Source organism: Enterobacter sp. CPE_E1241, assembly GCF_045618265.1.
Lineage (GTDB): Bacteria > Pseudomonadota > Gammaproteobacteria > Enterobacterales > Enterobacteriaceae > Enterobacter > Enterobacter adelaidei.
Map to the genome: position 1 here is coordinate 2440266 of NZ_JBIWYV010000001.1, position 15927 is coordinate 2456192.

Here is a 15927-nt window from a genome sequence, read left to right on the forward strand (position 1 = left end):
CATTTTTCTGTCATTGAACTCCATTACGCTTTCGTGATTTTAACAAGGTGTTGAGGAAAGAAGTGTGAATTCAATGGCTAAGGTATTACTGCTGGCATTACCCGTATTCAGTGCAACGGCAATGGCGGCTAATCGTGACCTGTGTGAACCCAAAGCGTATGAAATGGCGCTGCGCTATCAGCAGAAATCAGCCGAGATTATGGCGCTTCAGATGCAGACGTATCGGTTTGCTACTGAACGTTTCAATGAAAAATTAAAAGATCTGAAAACGCCTGAAAATTACGCCGTCGTCATGGATCTGGATGAAACCGTCCTTGATAACACCCCTTTACTGGTGCGCGATACGGAACAGTGTCACGATTTTACCCAATGGGACACCTGGAGTGACTGGGAGAAACAGGGAAAACCGGGTTTGATCCCTGGCGCGAAAGCCTTTCTTGACCACGTGAATCAAAGCAAAGTCCGTATTTATTATGTTTCGGATCGTATGCAGGAAAACAAAGCCGACACGCTCAATACGTTAAAATCTCTGGGACTTCCACAGGTTACAGACGAGAGCGTACTTCTGGATACGGTCAGCAAAGAAGAGCGTCGCCAGAGTACCCTCAAAAAACAGCAGATCGTGATGCTGTTCGGCGACAGCCTGCCGGATTTCGCCGTGCAATTTAAAAACAAAAAACCGAGCGAGCAGCAACGTGAGCTGGTTGAGGCCAGCGCTGAACACTTCGGCAATGACTGGATTGTGCTGCCTAATGCCGCTTATGGCTCCTGGTCAAAAGCGACCCCGGACAGCTGGAACGCACCGCTGAAAAAATAACACCTTACGAGCCGGGAATGGGACCTGCACCACCCGGCTATTATGCTGGCCCCTGTCATTATTAGGTAGGTTCTTCTATTTTTACGGAGAAGTAAGATGAGCGCTTTCAAAGGAGATTCTTATGCTTACCGTGAAAAAACTTGCTCTGTCCACGCTGATATCCAGTGCATTACTTCTCTACCCTTCATTACAGGTATTGGCAAATACGCCTCAGCACGTTGTTGAACAACCAGCTGGCGGATACCGCGTTCAGGTCGGCGATATTATCGTCACTTCGTTTACAGACGGGAGCGTTGCGCAGGATCTGCATAAATTACTGCGCCGGACAACGCCACAAAAGATTGATGCTTTGCTCGCGAAAAATTTCCAGACCAACCCGGCTGAAGTGTCCATTAACGCTTTCCTGATTGCGATGCCCGGACACAAAATCCTGGTGGATACCGGTTCAGGCCAGCTCTTTGGCCCCGATAACGGTGGACGTCTGATTGAGAGCCTTGCCACGCAGGGGGTTAAGCCGCAGGATATTACCGAAATCCTGCTCACTCACGTCCATTCCGATCATGCTGGCGGCCTGGTGAAAGACGGTAAGCCGGTGTTCAGCAATGCGCGCGTTTTCGTTGGAAAACCGGAAATCGACTTCTTCTTTAACGAAGACAATCAGAAAAAAACGGGTTACGGGCAGAACTACTTTGACGTCGCGCAGAAGACCTTAAAACCTTACCTTGATGCCGGTAAAGTGGTGCCTTTTAGCGGCACTTCTGAGATCCTGCCGGGCATTACCGGCACGGTACATCCCGGCCATACACCGGGTTCGGCATTCTATACACTGGAAAGTAAAGGCGAGAAAATCACCTTTGTGGGCGACATTATTCATGCCGCGGCGGTCCAGTTCCCGCAGCCCGACGTGACCATCACCTACGATGAAGATCAGAACAAAGCGGCACGCGTGCGCGAAGAGGCGTTTGCGGACTTTGTGAGAAATAGGGACCTGGTTGCTGCCCCCCATTTACCGTTCCCGGGTATCGGCTATGTCACCAAAGGCGAAAACGGCGGCTATGGGTGGGTGCCTGTCACCTATACCAACCGGGACGCCAGCCGTGCGGAATAAGCATCAGCGCGGGATGTCATTGCCGCTTCCCGTGCTTTCTTGTACCCTTTCACCGGTTAACCCAACCCCATTAAAATTGAGACATCCGGACGCTTATGACTGCACACATTTCTAACGATCCTTTGCATGGCGTAACGCTGGAGATGATGGTCAACGCCCTTGTGGCGAAATATGGCTGGAACGAGTTGGGCGACCGAATCAAAATTAACTGTTTCAGAAAAGATCCCAGCGTTAAATCGAGCCTGAAATTTTTGCGCCGTACCCCGTGGGCGCGCGCGGAAGTCGAAGCCCTGTATCTGGACTCCCTCAACGATGAAGGACGCGCAGAACAGGAAACGCCCGCCTTTAATCCCTGGGCTAACAGTCGGATTATCAAGAGCTAATACGCAAATGACGCGACATGTAAAACGGATTGGTGCGCTGGCTGGCTGCGCGCTTTTACTTGTGAGTTGCTCCTCAAAACCACCGAAATCACTGGTTACCCCTCTTCCCACCGTCAGCACACCGACGCAGCAGTCCAACGAGCCGATGCGCGGGATCTGGCTGGCGACCGTCTCCCGCCTCGACTGGCCACCGGTCGCATCAGTGAATGGCCGCAGCGCTGACCAACGCATCGCGATGCAAAAGCAGGCACTGACCAGCAAGCTCGACAATCTTAAGCGTCTCGGGATTAACACCGTGTTTTTCCAGGTGAAACCGGACAGCACGGCACTCTGGTCGTCAAAAATTTTACCGTGGTCAGATATGCTGACGGGCAATATCGGTGAATATCCAGGTTACGATCCACTGCAGTTTATGCTGGATGAAGCGCACAAGCGCGGCATGAAGGTGCATGCCTGGTTCAACCCATACCGCGTGTCGACCAACACCAAACCCTCGACCATCGCCGCCCTGAACCGGACGTCATATCAGACCCCGTCCAGCGTCTATGTCCAGCATCCGGAGTGGGTACGCATTTCTGGCGATCGTTTCGTACTCGACCCGGGCATTCCGGAAGTGCGCGACTGGATCACCCGAGTGGTCACCGAAGTGGTGGCAAACTACCCGATAGACGGTGTGCAGTTTGATGATTACTTTTATGCCGAATCACCTGGTTCGGCGCTCAATGACGGGAAGACTTACCGGCAGTACGGCCAGGGATTTGCCTCAAAAGCCGACTGGCGCAGGCACAACACGCAGCAGCTGATCGTGCAGGTTTCCCGCGCGGTTAAACGGACAAAACCCGGTGTCGAGTTTGGCGTCAGCCCGGCTGGCGTGTGGCGTAACCGTTCATTTGACCCGGCAGGCTCGGACACACGCGGCGCTGCAGCCTATGATGAATCCTACGCCGATACGCGTCAGTGGGTGCAGCAAGGCCTGCTGGACTACATCGCCCCGCAGATTTACTGGCCTTTCTCCCGGGATGCTGCGCGCTACGACGTGCTGACCAAATGGTGGGCAGATGTCGTTAAGCCGACCCACACTCGCCTGTATATCGGCGTTGCGTTCTATAAAGTGGGCGAACCGTCGAAAAATGAACCGGACTGGATGGTTCAGGGCGGCGTGCCGGAGCTGAAAAAACAGCTCGATTTGAACGATTCTCTACCCAACGTGAATGGTACGATCCTGTTCAGGGAAGATTACCTGAACCAGCCGCAGACCCAGCAGGCGGTTAACTACCTGAAAGGTCGCTGGGGTAGCTAAGTGAAGAGCAGGCAGAAACGCCCCGTTTCTGCCTGTTTTTTTATGGCTTCGGCCCGAACATTGCCTCAAGCTGTTTTTCATCCGGCATACCCACCACCTGCTGAAGCTCATTTTCCGCATTCAGATAATAAATGGCTGGCGTGGCGTTAGCGCCCAGAGCGTCCATTAATGCCTGGTGTTTCTGCAGTATTTCAACGGTTTCACGGGATGCGCTGCCTTCCGGTTTGGGCAATTTTTTACCGCCAGATAATTCGTAATCACGCCAGGCCGAGACCGGATCTTTCGCATTTAGTATAGCGGCGGCATTACGTCCGCTGTTGGGGTTGAGAAACGCCACCAGCAGCGTATTGAGCTGAACGTTACCGGCCTTCACCCACGATTGCGCCTCTGACCAGAACTGTTTGCAGTACGGGCAGAACGGATCGGCAAAGACGAAGACTTTACGCGGAGCGTTCTCCGCCCCTTCTTTCAGGGGATGCGCCGCGTTAAGCTTTTTCCACATTTCGCGTCCCATTGGGGCATAGATCTCTTTCTGGAAATATCCTTCGCTGAGGTTTTTTCCTTTGTCATCGTACAGATACCCCGAGATCACGTGCTTGCCGTCCGGCGTTAAAAAGAGCGTCACGCCCATATCCTGATATTGTCCAAGCCAGGCTGGCGCGCCGCCTGGCGCATCCAGTTTCTTAATGATTTTGATGTCCTGCTGCTCGCTGAAGTGTTTTACCACATCCGGTATGGCTTCAGCCGCCTGCGCCAGCCCTGAAGATACCAGCGCCGAAAGTAACAGTAATTTATTCATTTCCCTCTCCGGTTTATCGGGGGCATCAAGCCCCCTTTCAGGTTAGCGGTTTTTCAGTGCGTCACTGACCATTTCATCGAACTGTTCAAACGGCACCCAGCCGGGAAGCAATCCTTCACCGATGAGCGTGGCGGGTGTTCCCTGAATCCCCATTTTCTCTGCAACGATCAGGCTGCGCTTAATCGTCATCAGGCTCTCCTCATCTGGCGTCGTGACACTCACCCCCGCCCGTTTTTGCGCCTCCTGAATGCTGGCGTCATCGTGGTACCCCTTTCTGGCCATCAGGGTATGGTTCAATTTCATAAACTGCTCCGGATGCGCGCGCCAGAGCGTTAGGGCATCACGCGCTGCGGTCAGCGAACTTTCCGAGCGGAAAGGCAAAAACTTAAAGACCACTGCGACATCCGGGTATTTTTCGACAATTTTCTCCAGGTACGGGTCGAATTTTTTGCAGTACGGGCAGTTGTAGTCCGTAAAAACCACAAGCGTCAGTTTTGGGTTTTTCGCGCCGATGCGCGGGGAGTTCGGATCGTTAAACAGGAAATCAGAGATCATCTTCTGCGCACGTTGTTCCTGGTCCGGCGTCAGGGGTGTTGCCGCCATCACCTGAACAGAGGCCAGAAGTAGCAGCAGCGTAATAAGGATTTTTTTCATAAAACGGTTAGCCTTTTGCGTTGTTCAGGGTAGTGACAAGGGTGCGCTTATCCAGCAGCGGCGAGAGGATCTCCCCGTCCGGGATACCGGGGCCATACACCTCATTAAACGGAATGGCGTAGCGATTTCGCTTCTCAAGAAACGCAGCGATAAGCGCGGAAGGCTGGCTCCAGTCTCCGCGCAGGGCCACCACGTCCGGCTGACTCAGTGCGGCAATGATGTCCGGCTGATTCAGTACCCGATGCTCGTTAACCTTACAGGTTACGCACCAGTCGGCAGAGATATCCACAAACACCCGTTTCCCCTGCGCAAGCGCCATCTGGATGGCCTCTTCACTTAGCGGCTGCCACGGGATCGTCTGCTCCACACTTTGCGTTGCGAGAACAGGTGATGCGTTAAGCAACCCGCGCAGTTGGTATCCACCAAATACTGACAGGGAGATCACCACCACCCAGAACAACGGTGAGGACCTTTGCCCCTTCAATGCAAAAAGCGTCAGTGCGACAACAATCAGCACCAGCATCACGATCTGGCTGACCGCCTCGCCCAGATGCACGCTTAACAATGTTGCCAGCCAGAGGCTTGAGGCCAGCATCATCAGGCCCAAGATGACTTTGAGCGTGTTCATCCAGCGGCCAGGTTTCGGCAGCAGCATGGCCGTTTTGGGCACCAGGGCGACGAACAGCCACGGCAAACTCATTCCCACGCCGAGCATCAGAAAAATGAGCCACAGGGTCTGCAGCGGTGCGCCGAGGGCAAACGCCACGGCAGTACCGAGGAATGGTGCGGAGCACGGCGTGGCCAGCAGCGTGGCGAACATCCCTTCACAGAAACTGCCGCCCAGCCCCGCGCCGCCTGTTGCAGCCAGGCGTCCTGCGGTGGCAGAAGGCAGCAGCATCTCAAACACCCCAAACAGATTCAGCGCGAAGAGGAAGGTCACGGCGACCATCAGGCCGATAAACCACGGGTTCTGGAACTGAATACCCCAGCCCAGAGATGCCCCGGTCAGCTTAAGCGCAGTCACCATCGCGGCAAGCAGCATAAAGGAGGTGAGGATCCCGGCGCTGGTTGCCAGAAAACGCAGCCTGATCGTTCGTTTGTTCGAGCCCGCATGCAGGATACTGTTGAGCTTCATACCCATCACTGGCAATACGCAGGGCATCAGGTTCAGGATCAACCCACCCAACAGCGCAAAGAACACCATTTTTCCCGTGCCGGGCGCTGCGGACGCAGCAGGCGTTGTTCCAACCGTCATTACGGTTTGCTGGGCTTTAATGCCATTGGTCAACACAAACGACAGAGCTTTCCCTTCCAGCGAAGTGGGCTTATCTCCCCACTCATCGGTGACGGGAACGGTCACCCGAAGCTGATGGCTGTCGTGTTTAATGACGGGTTCTCCCGGAAGAATATCCCCATCCAGCGGGTCAAAATAGATCCCCGGATTGTCCCACTTTCCTTCCGTTGTCCCTGTAATAACCAGATTGCCGTCCGCCAGCCAGGCGGTGAGGTCAGATGAAACGCCCGACGAGCCGGGAATGGAGCGCATCGCATGGTCAAAGGCGTCACGAAAACCTGCATCGACCGGCTGGGTAAAATCGAGATGCAGCGGGTAGTCCGTCAGCAGACAGACGTTACTGCACGTGGAGAGCGTCAGCGTTCCGTCGAGCGCGTCTCCCTTCACCCCGTCGAGGACAATCGGGATCGTGACCTTGTCGTGATATCCCTGCGTGGTCATGCCGGAGATATCGAAACGCGAAGGCTCTGGCCAGGACCAGCTGTCCGTTACGCCTTCCGGCCAGCTGATTTTCGGCGCGACACCGCCCTCGCCCGGCGAACGCCAGTAGGTTTTCCAGCCGGGCTTTAGCTCGACGGTGAGCAAGCCCTGAATGCGGTTTTGATCTCTTTCCGCCTGAAAGCGGATACGCGCGTGATCGTTTTGTGGGGAGACCTGCCAGCCAGTGTCTGCCGCATGGGTAATACCGATGCAGGACAGCCACAGGAAGACGAACCCCCTGAAAAGGTTAAACATGTTTTACTCCATGAATAGTGAAAATTATCGTGTGGTAACGATGTTTTTCATTCACGGAAGACGCAGTTTTTAAGATGTATTCGGGGAGGCGGCGCCTGAACGGGTTGTTCTCTGGAAACAAATACCCGCCCCTGCGTAAACAGCTGCAGGAGGGCAAAGAAGATAATAATGGCCGGTAGCGCACCGTCGAAGAACAGCGGCTGCGCGCAGAGAAGCGAGTGCGCGCCAAGCTGACAAGGTGACGGGCCGGGCTGTTCAGTGTTGCTGTTTTGAGCTGGGGCGTCAGCCATCTGGGACGTTTGCGGATCCAGTCCCTGTAAAAAATGGTTGAGATACACCGCACGCTGCACGAGACAAAGTGCCATCGCGAGACAGGTGACGATCAAAAGCCATTTTCCGAGAAGCTGACGGTTGCGCATAACATTCCAGAGTAACAAGACGCCCCGATCATAAACGATAGTGATGAATCTACAAGTGCCGGAAGTGTAAGGTTTTGTCTGTCGCCGCTATTCACCGGTCAGAGCGTCATAAACATCCCGCAGCCGCGTACGCAGAAACAACACCGCCTTGTGCTTACGGGATAACAGCGCCTGCTCGCTGGCACCCGTCTCCTCTGCCAGCATTTTAATGCTGTAGCCGTGAAGCTCGGTCTTTTCGAATACCTCCCGCTGCGGCGGTGGAAGTTCAGACAACGCCTGTTCCAGTTCTTCCCACAACAGCGTTTTGAGATACTCCTCTTCCGGTGTCTGCGGCACACCGAACAGGGTTTCGGCCAGCTCGTCTTCCGGAAAACCGTCTTCATCATCGCCCGTAAAATAGCCGGAGAGCGAAACCTCGCGTTTTTTCCGCGACCGGTCAATCATCTCATTACGCGCCGCGCGGAACAGCCACGCAGCAACGTTCTCGACCGGCTGTTCCACTTTCATCAGCTGATAAGTGACTTCCTGCAAAATGTCGTCGGCATCATCACGGACGGACGTGCGCCCGCGTATGAAGGCTTTCAGCCTGGCGCGACAGGCATTGAGCGCCGACATCAGCATGGATCCGCCCGCCTCCCCGGCTTTCATTTCGCTCACTCTGCTTCCGGCGTTTTTGGCGCGTTGTCATCGCGCTTATCGTCACGATGGCCGTGCCAGCCGCAGTGACCGCGCCCGTGGCGACCAAACCCTTCACGACGCTGCTGAATAAACGCCTCGCGCTGTTCGGGGGTCATGTTCATCCAGCGCTCGTGCATCCGGCGGTGTGCACCAAACATGCCGGGGCGGAAACCCAGCCCGCCAAACAGAATTCGGCTCAACACCAGTATGCCCAGCGCCTGCCAGAACCCGATGGCTTTCACACCGAGGATCGCCGGAAGCAAGGCGTTCCACAGGGACATTACCAGCAGGCCGAGTACAACGAAGATCACGGCGCCGATGACTAAACCCTTGCCCATACGGTGGCGACCGAATCCGCGTCCGTGACCTCTTTCGTGCATATCAAAATCTCTCATGGTGTTTACCTCGTTTACAGTAACTGATTATGGCTTGTGATGAGGTAGACGATTGAGGGAGGGAAATATTGCTGGGGTGAATGAAATAATTACTCTGGCCGCACATTCGCGGTTATTGCCCGGCGGCGCTTACGCTTGCGCGGGCCTACGGGTTTCGTAGGCCGGGTAAGCGCCAGCGCCACCCGGCACATGTCAAAGGCTTACGCCTGCACCGGCAAACTAAAACTCGAAATACTTCTCGAAAGCTGCTGCGCCTGCTCTTCCAGCGATGCCGCGGCCGCGGCGGACTGCTGCACCAGCGCGGCGTTCTGCTGGGTTACGCCATCCATCTCGGTTACCGCCTGTCCGACCTGGCTGATCCCACGGCTCTGCTCTTCAGAGGCTACGGAGATCTGCTCCATCAGCGTATTCACTTTATTAACAGAACCGATAATGGAATCGATCACCTCGCCCGAACGGTTCACCAGCTCGGCACCGTTTTTCACGCTGGAAACCGACTACGCAATAAGGCTCTCGATGTCCTTAGCCGCCACTGCGCTTTTCTGCGCCAGGGTGCGAACTTCACTGGCCACAACCGCGAAACCGCGTCCCTGCGTACCGGCGCGTGCCGCTTCAACCGCCGCGTTCAGCGCCAGAATATTGGTCTGGAAAGCGATGCTGTTGATGACGCTGGTAATGTCTTCGATGCGCTTCGAGTTCGCCGCGATGGTATTCATGGTGTCGATGACTTCACGGGTCACCGCTTCACCGGTATGGGCATTTTTCACCGCATCCTGCACCAGTTTTCCGGCCTGATAGACGTTATCGGTATTGTTCGCCACGGTTGCGCTCAGTTCTTCCATGCTGGCCGCCGTCTGGGTTAACGCGGAAGCCTGCTGCTCGGTACGTGACGCCAGGTCAATATTCCCGGAGGCAATCTCTTGCGCTGCGTGGGTCACGGTATGGCTCGCATCGCGCACCTGGGCGATCGTCGCAAGCAGCGCCTGGCGCATCTGCTCCATCGAACTCATAAGATGGTCGATTTCGTTACCGGAGCGTCCCTTCACCGGCACCGGGATGTCCAGCTTGCCTGCCGCAATCTGGCTGCAGTGTTCGCGTGCCAGGTTTACCGGGGCAAACACAAATCGCTTCATCAGCAGGCTGACCGCGACAATCACCACCACAAACAGGCAGGCGATAGCGGCAATCATCACCAGGCCGGAGACGAAGTTGCTGCTCGCATCTTCGTTCAGGCTTTTGGCGTATTTCTGGTGGACGGAAAGCACCTGGTCGAGAACGATCTCGTACTGGCGGTCGAGGCGGGACACGTCCGGGATCAGGGCGTTAAATTTGGCAACATCGTGCGCTTCGGCAGCATTGATCAGCGGTACCAGTCCCTGGTTGCGGTAGTTTTGCCAGGCATCCTGATAGGCACTCACCAGCGGCGCTTCATCCGTCAGACGCGGTGAATCCATAAAGGCAGCAAAGGCGTGGTCCGCTTTGGTCAGCGCCTCTTTCACTGCGGCAAGCTTCGCAGACTCATCTGCCGAGTTGCCCGCTTCCACCATCTTCACATACTCCATCACCCGAACGCGCAGGGTGCGGCTGTGGTTGATGGGGTCAATAATCGACAGCACAACCTGGATCTCTTTGTTCACATTATCCAGGGAATTATTACTTTTAATGATGAGGCCAACGCTGGTGACGGTGCTGACAACAAAAAAGAAAAGCAGTGAGAACAGGACAATCAGGGACGACTTTTTCAACGACATAGACCAATACCTCAAGGAGAATTATTCCTTATGGTTATCGGCGCATCCAAAACTTAAATTAATTAAAGTTATTGATGTATCGGTCAGAGCTATATAGATGACTTATAGCGTCGTTGCAGGGTGGCATCCAGCTTGCGCTGCAAGGGCTGTGGTGTCTCCCCTTCGATCAATTTGCTAATTAAATCAAAGCAGTGCCAGGCCAGCTGGCGGTTATCCTGACGAATGGTATCGACAGGGATCGTCAGCGAATCGTAGAGGTAGTGATCGTCAAAACTGGCTAACCTGATATCGCTTTGCAACAGGTTGTGTTGACCCATGTAGCGCAATACCCCTTCCAGCAGACCGCAGGCGGCGGTGAAAAGCGCTTTCGGCGGACGTCCCAGGCGGGCGCAAAGTTCAGCGAACATCTCGTATCCGGAGCTCGGATGATAGTTGCCGTGAATGATCCACTCCGGGCGCAGCGTTACATTGGCTTCACGCAAACCTTGCTTAAACCCTTCCAGGCGGTCGCGCGTCGGGGAAAGGCGCGGTTGACCGCCGAGGAAGTAAAACTCATCAGGATGCTGACGCGCTATGTCAGCCACCAGTTCCGTCGTCGGGGTAATGGAATCGGTGATCACCAGCGGCAGCGCGCTGTCGTTGATGTGGCGGTCAAAAAGGACAACGGGCAGTTGCTCACTCAGCTTGTGGTAGTCCGCATCGTTAAGCATGCTGGAAGCCACAATCAGCCCGTCCACCTGACGCGCCACCATGTTGTTCACCACTACCGTCTCCTGCCCCGGGTTTTCATCGCTACAGGAGATCAGCAGCTGAACGCCAGCCTCACGGCACAGCGTCTCCAGCTCGTGAGAAAACACGGCAAAACCGTAGTTGGTAATTTCAGGAACCACCAGCCCAATGGTGTGGCTACGGTTATCACGCAGCGACCGGGCATGAATGCTGGGCTGATAGTGGTGCTCTTTGGCAATCGCCAGCACGCGTTCACGCGTCTCTTCCGCTACGCGCAGCTCTTTGCTGCGTCCGTTCAGGACCAGGCTGGCGGTGGCTTTTGATACCCCCGCCAGTTCCGCGATGTCTTTAATGGTGACGCGTTTTGTTTTTCTCACAACGACTTAGATCCGGCTGCCAAAACCCTCATTCTATCATGCAGGCGCGCAGCGACCAGTAGCGTAATGTGATGACGGACTCACCTTCGAATCGTACACGGGCTGGATGGTCAGGAAAATAGCGGCTGCTCAGCACTCCTTCACCGTGGTTGATGAAAATTTCAACGCTGGAGCGGTCGCACAGAACGCGTAAATGGCTGACGCCCCCCAGCCAGTAGCGGGTCAATGTTTCCCCGGTTTTCAGACTGGCGCGTTCCAGACGCAGCCCCTGGTCATCGACCGTGAGACGCAAAGTTCCGCCGAAATCAACGTTCACGCGCGATGTACTCAGTTCAAACTCCAGACGCGTCGCATCCAGTTCTGGCGCATCACTGGCGATCCCCTGCCAGCGTTGTTCACCTTCACGCAGCGCTTCCAGTTCACGAGCTGGGTTTTGCCAGAGCTTGCCGTCGTGGTAGCGTAATTCGCGCGGACAGGTCATCTGGTGCATCCAGCCTTGCGTTCGCGTTGGCTGAAGCATCTCTTCTCCGTCCGGCACGCCCATCCAGCCGATCAGAATGCGGCGACCGTCTTCCGCCAGCGTCGTTTGCGGCGCGTAAAACTCAAACCCGGCGTCCAGCTCGTGCAGAGCGCCGTGATCGAATGCGGCGTTTGCATAGTCAAACGCCCCGCTCATCCATGCGGCTGGATAGGTGTTGAGGTAGCGATGCGGCTCGCGCGCCAGCCCCTGCGGACAGCAGATCAGAACATGCGTCCCGTCGAGGGCAAACAGATCGGGGCACTCCCACATATACCCTGCGTCCGTCAGGCCGTTAACACCGTGACCGGCGATCTCGCCGCAGGACGCCCAGGTGTGCAAATCAGCGGATTTGAACAGCAGCACTTTGCCGCGTTTTTGCAAATCCTGCGCGCCCAGCACCATGTACCACTCCCCATTGTGCTGCCACACCTTCGGGTCGCGCACGTGGCCGGTGTAACCTTCCGGTAGCGCAAGCACAGGTCCGAGTTTCTTAAAGCTGCCGTCCGGTTGTTCCACGGCCAGACACTGCCAGGCGGTGCGGTTGCCGTCATCGAATTTGACGTTGCCGGTGTAACACAGGGTCAAAACACCCTCGTTATCCACGGCGCTACCAGAGTAGCAGCCGTTGCGGTCATACTCTTCGTCGGGCATCAGCGCCAGCGGCTCATGCTGCCAGTGCACCAGATCCGCAGAACTCCAGTGCCCCCAGCATTTAAACCGATGCTCGCAGTCCAGCGGGTTCCACTGATAAAACAGATGATAACGCCCGGCAAACCAGATAAACCCGTTGGGATCGTTCATCAGCCCCGTCACCGGCGCGGCGTGCCATTGCGGATAATGGCTGTCTGCGAGCGCACGCGGCTGGCCTGTCATAACGGCCTGCAGGATCGCAGGCCAGCGTGAAGGTAACGTCATTATTCTGAGTCCGTTTTATATTTCAGCAGCAGCGAGACGGTAAACGCCACGCCGAAGGCAATCACCATGCCGATAATATAGTTGAGCAGAGAGCTTGCCTGCACAATGGCCATACCTGGAATAGCGGTCAACCCAACGGCAGTCATATAAACATGCACTGAGACCACCCAGGCCCCGCCCACCGCACCGCCAATCAACGCGGCAATAAACGGTTTTACGAAACGCAGGTTGATACCAAAAATGGCCGCTTCAGTAATACCGAGCATGGCAGAGAAAGCCGAAGGTAAGGTAATGGCTTTGATTTTGGCATCTTTGGTTTTGAACCACACCGCCAGACAGGCGCCGCCCTGTGCTACGTTCGCCATCGCCCAGATCGGCAGCAGGAAGTTAACGCCAATCGACGGGTTACCCAGCAGACCTGCTTCAATCGCGTGGAAACTGTGGTGAATACCGGTGATCACAATCACCGAGTAAAGCCCGCCAAACAGCAGCCCGGCCAGCCAGCCCGCGTGTTCAATTAATGTGCTCAGGATAAAGGAGATGCCGTCGCCCAGCGCACGGCCCGCCGGACCAATAATCAGTAAGGCGATAAATCCGGAGATAACGACGGTGAGGAACGGCGTCAGGATCAGGTCTAACGCATCCGGGATCGCGCGGCGCAGGTTTTTCTCCACGATGCTCATGAACCAGACGGCCAGCAGCACCGGGAAAACCGTGCCCTGGTAACCAATCATTGCGATCTCAAGGCCGAAGAAATTCATGGTGTGGAAGCCCGACGCCACGCCCCAGGCGTTGGTCAGCGCCGGGTGCGTCAGAATGCCGCCCAGCGTCGCGCCGAGATACGGGTTGCCGCCAAATTCCCTCGCGCCGGTAAAACCAATCAGAATAGGCAGAATGATAAACGCCGCCGAGCTGCACATGTCCAGCATGATGTAGATGGCGTTATCCGCATTGACCCAGCCGTAGGTTTTCACCATACCGAGCAGACCCATCAGCAGGCCGGACGCCACAATCGCGGGAATGATCGGCACAAAGATATTGGAAAGCAGACGGGCAATGCGCTGGAACGGGTTCAGCTTGCGCGCCGCCAGATCCGCGGCTTCAGATTTACTGGATTCGCTAATCCCCGCAGCCTGAATAAACGCGGCGTAAACCTTGTTGACCACGCCCGTGCCAAAAATCACCTGCATCTGCCCGGCGTTACGGAAACAGCCCTTCACGCCCTCGACCTTGCCGATAGCCTGCTGATCTGCCAGCGCGTCATCGACCAGCACCAGACGAAGACGGGTTGCGCAATGCGCCGCGCTGGCGATATTTTCCTTGCCACCGAGCAGCGGAATAAGCTCGCGGGCGATTTGATTAAAATCCATAGATACCTCTGCCTGACTTCTTTTTATGATGTGCGAAACGCCCCCGCCAGGCGGGAGCGTGATGGGTTAAAACCAGGTTTCCATCTGGACCCCAAAGTTCCATTCCCCGCCTGCGTTGAAACCGCTGCTGCCAAAGGCATCATCGCTGGCGTAATGATCCAGTTTGCTGCTCCAGTCCATCCAGGTGGCAAACAGGCGCAGCTCCGGACGGCTGAAGAAATCGCCGATTTTGCTCGCTTTTAACGTTGGCGCAAAGGTCAGCTTGTAGAAACTGCCGTTGACGGCGTTGCGTTCCTTATAGCCTTCCGGGTTTAAATCCATGTACTGATAGCTTCCCTCAAACGCCAGGGCGAAGTTCTGCGTCACCTCTTTAATCAGGCGGGTGTTGAGCGTCACCCACTCATAGCTATCGCCCTTGACGTAACGATCTTTACTGCTTTGCGCCAGGACAGCAGGCGCAACGCTCCAGCCCCCGCCAATCGGCGTGACACCGTAACTTGCAAAGCGCCAGGTATCCGCCTCAGACAGCAGTGCGCCATCGGAACCGATACTTTTCACTTCCGCACCCAGCCCGTGACCGTACAGCAGCGCCGTTTTGGCTGTCCCTTCCCGCAGGCCGTAGAAACTCTCATTGTGCAACCCGACCAGAGCATGAACGCCGGTATTGGCGGCGTCAGTTTTGATGAGATCGCCGTTGGTGTCTTTACGGTCGTCGTTATCTTTCGCCCGCAGGCCGCTTACCATCAACTGGAACGGTCCGGCGAAGTGGTTCATGCTGAGGATATAGTTCTGAACGTTATTGTCGGTCTGCTCCACGCTGCCGAAGTTGCGGCCGTAAATAGAGAAGTTACTGCGCAGCGAATCGTTCCATTTCACGTCATATACACCGCCACCGGTACCGGCAAGGAACACGACGTCGGAATCCAGCCAGTGAATATCAAAGTTGTCGCGGTCAAAGCGTTTACCCGCCCAGAAGGTACTGCCCTTCAGCGCACCGGTGAAATCAGGCAAGTTACCCAGCTCCGCAAAGGCCTGACGAATATTGAGATCGCTGGTATCGGCTGACCAGTCGTTATAGGTTCGCTGACCGTCGGCCAGCATCGCTTTGAAGCGCGTGGTCGCCCCGTTATCCAGGGTTTGTTTATGCTCCAGGTTCAGCTCAACGTAGGTGTCGGCTTCGTTACCCAGACGCCCTACTGCTCCGCCCGTTTCCCCGGCGGGTGTCAGATAAGGGCCGCTTTTGCTGCTGGAGGCCGCATCGTTCATCAGCAGGCCAGAACGGGCATAGCCGTGGAACTCAAACCCACCGCTTTGGTCCGCTTTTTTCTCCAGCGCGGCGGTGCGTTGAGCCACTTCCTGAGTTGTCGTTTGCGCCTGCTGCTGAGCCGCAACCAGTTGCTGCGTTTTTTGTTCTGCATCCATCGCGCGTTTCTCAGCAACCTGTGCGCGCGTCTCCGCGTCCTGAAGACGCTGTTCCATCGCCGCAAGTCGCGCTTCGATGCTTGTCATATCCGTTTGGGCAAAAACAGAGGTACTTCCGGCCAGCATGCCTATCATCACGGCAAGTCTGCGTTTTTTATACATTTTGTCGCATCCCTAAAAGAAGTCATTAAACGTGCTAAATTGCTAAACCGGTTTAGGTTGCTGATACTAAACCTCTGAATTTTGGATCGGCAATCTTTT

The 15927-nt window shown here is 55.5% G+C and carries 14 protein-coding genes and 1 pseudogene; 4 read left to right on the plus strand and 11 right to left on the minus strand.

Going from position 1 to position 15927, the window contains the following annotated elements:
• Positions 1 to 73 precede the first annotated feature (73 nt).
• The 4 genes from ACJ9Y9_RS11835 to ACJ9Y9_RS11850 all read left to right on the plus strand — a co-directional run bounded on the left by ACJ9Y9_RS11835 (position 74) and on the right by ACJ9Y9_RS11850 (position 3608).
• The gene (locus tag ACJ9Y9_RS11835) at positions 74 to 817 is read left to right on the plus strand and encodes a 5'-nucleotidase, lipoprotein e(P4) family (protein ID WP_407226107.1); all 744 of its coding nucleotides are present in this window, start codon (positions 74 to 76) and stop codon (positions 815 to 817) included.
• Between the two features lie 121 nt (positions 818 to 938).
• Complete coding sequence (locus ACJ9Y9_RS11840; protein ID WP_028018962.1) at positions 939 to 1925, plus strand: MBL fold metallo-hydrolase; 987 nt, start codon at positions 939 to 941, stop codon at positions 1923 to 1925.
• 95 nt (positions 1926 to 2020) lie between these two features.
• Positions 2021 to 2308: a VF530 family DNA-binding protein gene (locus tag ACJ9Y9_RS11845; protein ID WP_028018961.1), complete on the plus strand. Its 288-nt coding sequence runs from the start codon at positions 2021 to 2023 to the stop codon at positions 2306 to 2308.
• Positions 2309 to 2315: 7 nt separating this feature from the next.
• Positions 2316 to 3608 (plus strand): glycoside hydrolase family 10 protein, encoded by a 1293-nt coding sequence (locus ACJ9Y9_RS11850; protein ID WP_028018960.1) that lies wholly within the window; start codon positions 2316 to 2318, stop codon positions 3606 to 3608.
• 40 nt (positions 3609 to 3648) lie between these two features.
• Here ACJ9Y9_RS11850 and dsbG read toward each other — a convergent pair whose 3' ends face one another.
• From dsbG to ACJ9Y9_RS11905, 11 genes and pseudogenes are all read right to left on the minus strand, one after another.
• The gene (gene dsbG, locus ACJ9Y9_RS11855; RefSeq protein WP_028018959.1) at positions 3649 to 4407 is read right to left on the minus strand and encodes a thiol:disulfide interchange protein DsbG; all 759 of its coding nucleotides are present in this window, start codon (positions 4405 to 4407) and stop codon (positions 3649 to 3651) included.
• 42 nt (positions 4408 to 4449) lie between these two features.
• Entirely contained in the window at positions 4450 to 5061 is a 612-nt protein-coding gene (locus tag ACJ9Y9_RS11860) for a DsbA family protein (protein WP_028018958.1), read from the minus strand.
• Positions 5062 to 5068: 7 nt separating this feature from the next.
• The gene (locus tag ACJ9Y9_RS11865) at positions 5069 to 7090 is read right to left on the minus strand and encodes a protein-disulfide reductase DsbD (RefSeq protein ID WP_028018957.1); all 2022 of its coding nucleotides are present in this window, start codon (positions 7088 to 7090) and stop codon (positions 5069 to 5071) included.
• A gap of 47 nt (positions 7091 to 7137) precedes the next feature.
• Positions 7138 to 7509: a hypothetical protein gene (locus ACJ9Y9_RS11870; protein WP_028018956.1), complete on the minus strand. Its 372-nt coding sequence runs from the start codon at positions 7507 to 7509 to the stop codon at positions 7138 to 7140.
• Between the two features lie 87 nt (positions 7510 to 7596).
• Positions 7597 to 8157 carry an RNA polymerase sigma factor gene (locus tag ACJ9Y9_RS11875; protein ID WP_080282765.1) on the minus strand — a complete coding sequence of 187 codons (561 nt, stop codon included), beginning with the start codon at positions 8155 to 8157 and terminating at the stop codon, positions 7597 to 7599.
• A 5-nt stretch (positions 8158 to 8162) separates the two neighbouring features.
• Positions 8163 to 8582, minus strand: coding sequence for a hypothetical protein (locus ACJ9Y9_RS11880; RefSeq protein WP_028018954.1), 420 nt, complete (start codon positions 8580 to 8582; stop codon positions 8163 to 8165).
• A gap of 200 nt (positions 8583 to 8782) precedes the next feature.
• Positions 8783 to 10333, minus strand: a pseudogene (locus ACJ9Y9_RS11885) (methyl-accepting chemotaxis protein).
• A gap of 89 nt (positions 10334 to 10422) precedes the next feature.
• The gene (locus ACJ9Y9_RS11890) at positions 10423 to 11439 is read right to left on the minus strand and encodes a LacI family DNA-binding transcriptional regulator (RefSeq protein WP_028018952.1); all 1017 of its coding nucleotides are present in this window, start codon (positions 11437 to 11439) and stop codon (positions 10423 to 10425) included.
• Between the two features lie 28 nt (positions 11440 to 11467).
• Complete coding sequence (locus tag ACJ9Y9_RS11895; protein ID WP_028018951.1) at positions 11468 to 12874, minus strand: sucrose-6-phosphate hydrolase; 1407 nt, start codon at positions 12872 to 12874, stop codon at positions 11468 to 11470.
• Entirely contained in the window at positions 12874 to 14244 is a 1371-nt protein-coding gene (locus ACJ9Y9_RS11900) for a sucrose-specific PTS transporter subunit IIBC (RefSeq protein ID WP_028018950.1), read from the minus strand. The genes ACJ9Y9_RS11895 and ACJ9Y9_RS11900 overlap by 1 nt, the downstream gene beginning before the upstream one ends.
• A gap of 66 nt (positions 14245 to 14310) precedes the next feature.
• Positions 14311 to 15828, minus strand: coding sequence for a carbohydrate porin (locus tag ACJ9Y9_RS11905; protein WP_407226108.1), 1518 nt, complete (start codon positions 15826 to 15828; stop codon positions 14311 to 14313).
• Positions 15829 to 15927: the final 99 nt, after the last annotated feature.

Excerpts from the sequence above, each read along its gene's own strand:
- ACJ9Y9_RS11840 (WP_028018962.1), top strand. The coding sequence starts at position 939 with ATGCTTACCGTGAAAAAACTTGCTCTGTCCACGCTGATATCCAGTGCA.
- ACJ9Y9_RS11860 (WP_028018958.1), bottom strand. The coding sequence starts at position 5,061 with ATGAAAAAAATCCTTATTACGCTGCTGCTACTTCTGGCCTCTGTTCAG.
- ACJ9Y9_RS11875 (WP_080282765.1), bottom strand. The coding sequence starts at position 8,157 with ATGAAAGCCGGGGAGGCGGGCGGATCCATGCTGATGTCGGCGCTCAAT.
- ACJ9Y9_RS11835 (WP_407226107.1), top strand. The coding sequence starts at position 74 with ATGGCTAAGGTATTACTGCTGGCATTACCCGTATTCAGTGCAACGGCA.
- ACJ9Y9_RS11870 (WP_028018956.1), bottom strand. The coding sequence starts at position 7,509 with ATGCGCAACCGTCAGCTTCTCGGAAAATGGCTTTTGATCGTCACCTGT.
- ACJ9Y9_RS11880 (WP_028018954.1), bottom strand. The coding sequence starts at position 8,582 with ATGAGAGATTTTGATATGCACGAAAGAGGTCACGGACGCGGATTCGGT.
- ACJ9Y9_RS11865 (WP_028018957.1), bottom strand. The coding sequence starts at position 7,090 with ATGTTTAACCTTTTCAGGGGGTTCGTCTTCCTGTGGCTGTCCTGCATC.
- ACJ9Y9_RS11850 (WP_028018960.1), top strand. The coding sequence starts at position 2,316 with ATGACGCGACATGTAAAACGGATTGGTGCGCTGGCTGGCTGCGCGCTT.
- ACJ9Y9_RS11895 (WP_028018951.1), bottom strand. The coding sequence starts at position 12,874 with ATGACGTTACCTTCACGCTGGCCTGCGATCCTGCAGGCCGTTATGACA.
- ACJ9Y9_RS11845 (WP_028018961.1), top strand. The coding sequence starts at position 2,021 with ATGACTGCACACATTTCTAACGATCCTTTGCATGGCGTAACGCTGGAG.
- dsbG (WP_028018959.1), bottom strand. The coding sequence starts at position 4,407 with ATGAATAAATTACTGTTACTTTCGGCGCTGGTATCTTCAGGGCTGGCG.
- ACJ9Y9_RS11900 (WP_028018950.1), bottom strand. The coding sequence starts at position 14,244 with ATGGATTTTAATCAAATCGCCCGCGAGCTTATTCCGCTGCTCGGTGGC.
- ACJ9Y9_RS11905 (WP_407226108.1), bottom strand. The coding sequence starts at position 15,828 with ATGTATAAAAAACGCAGACTTGCCGTGATGATAGGCATGCTGGCCGGA.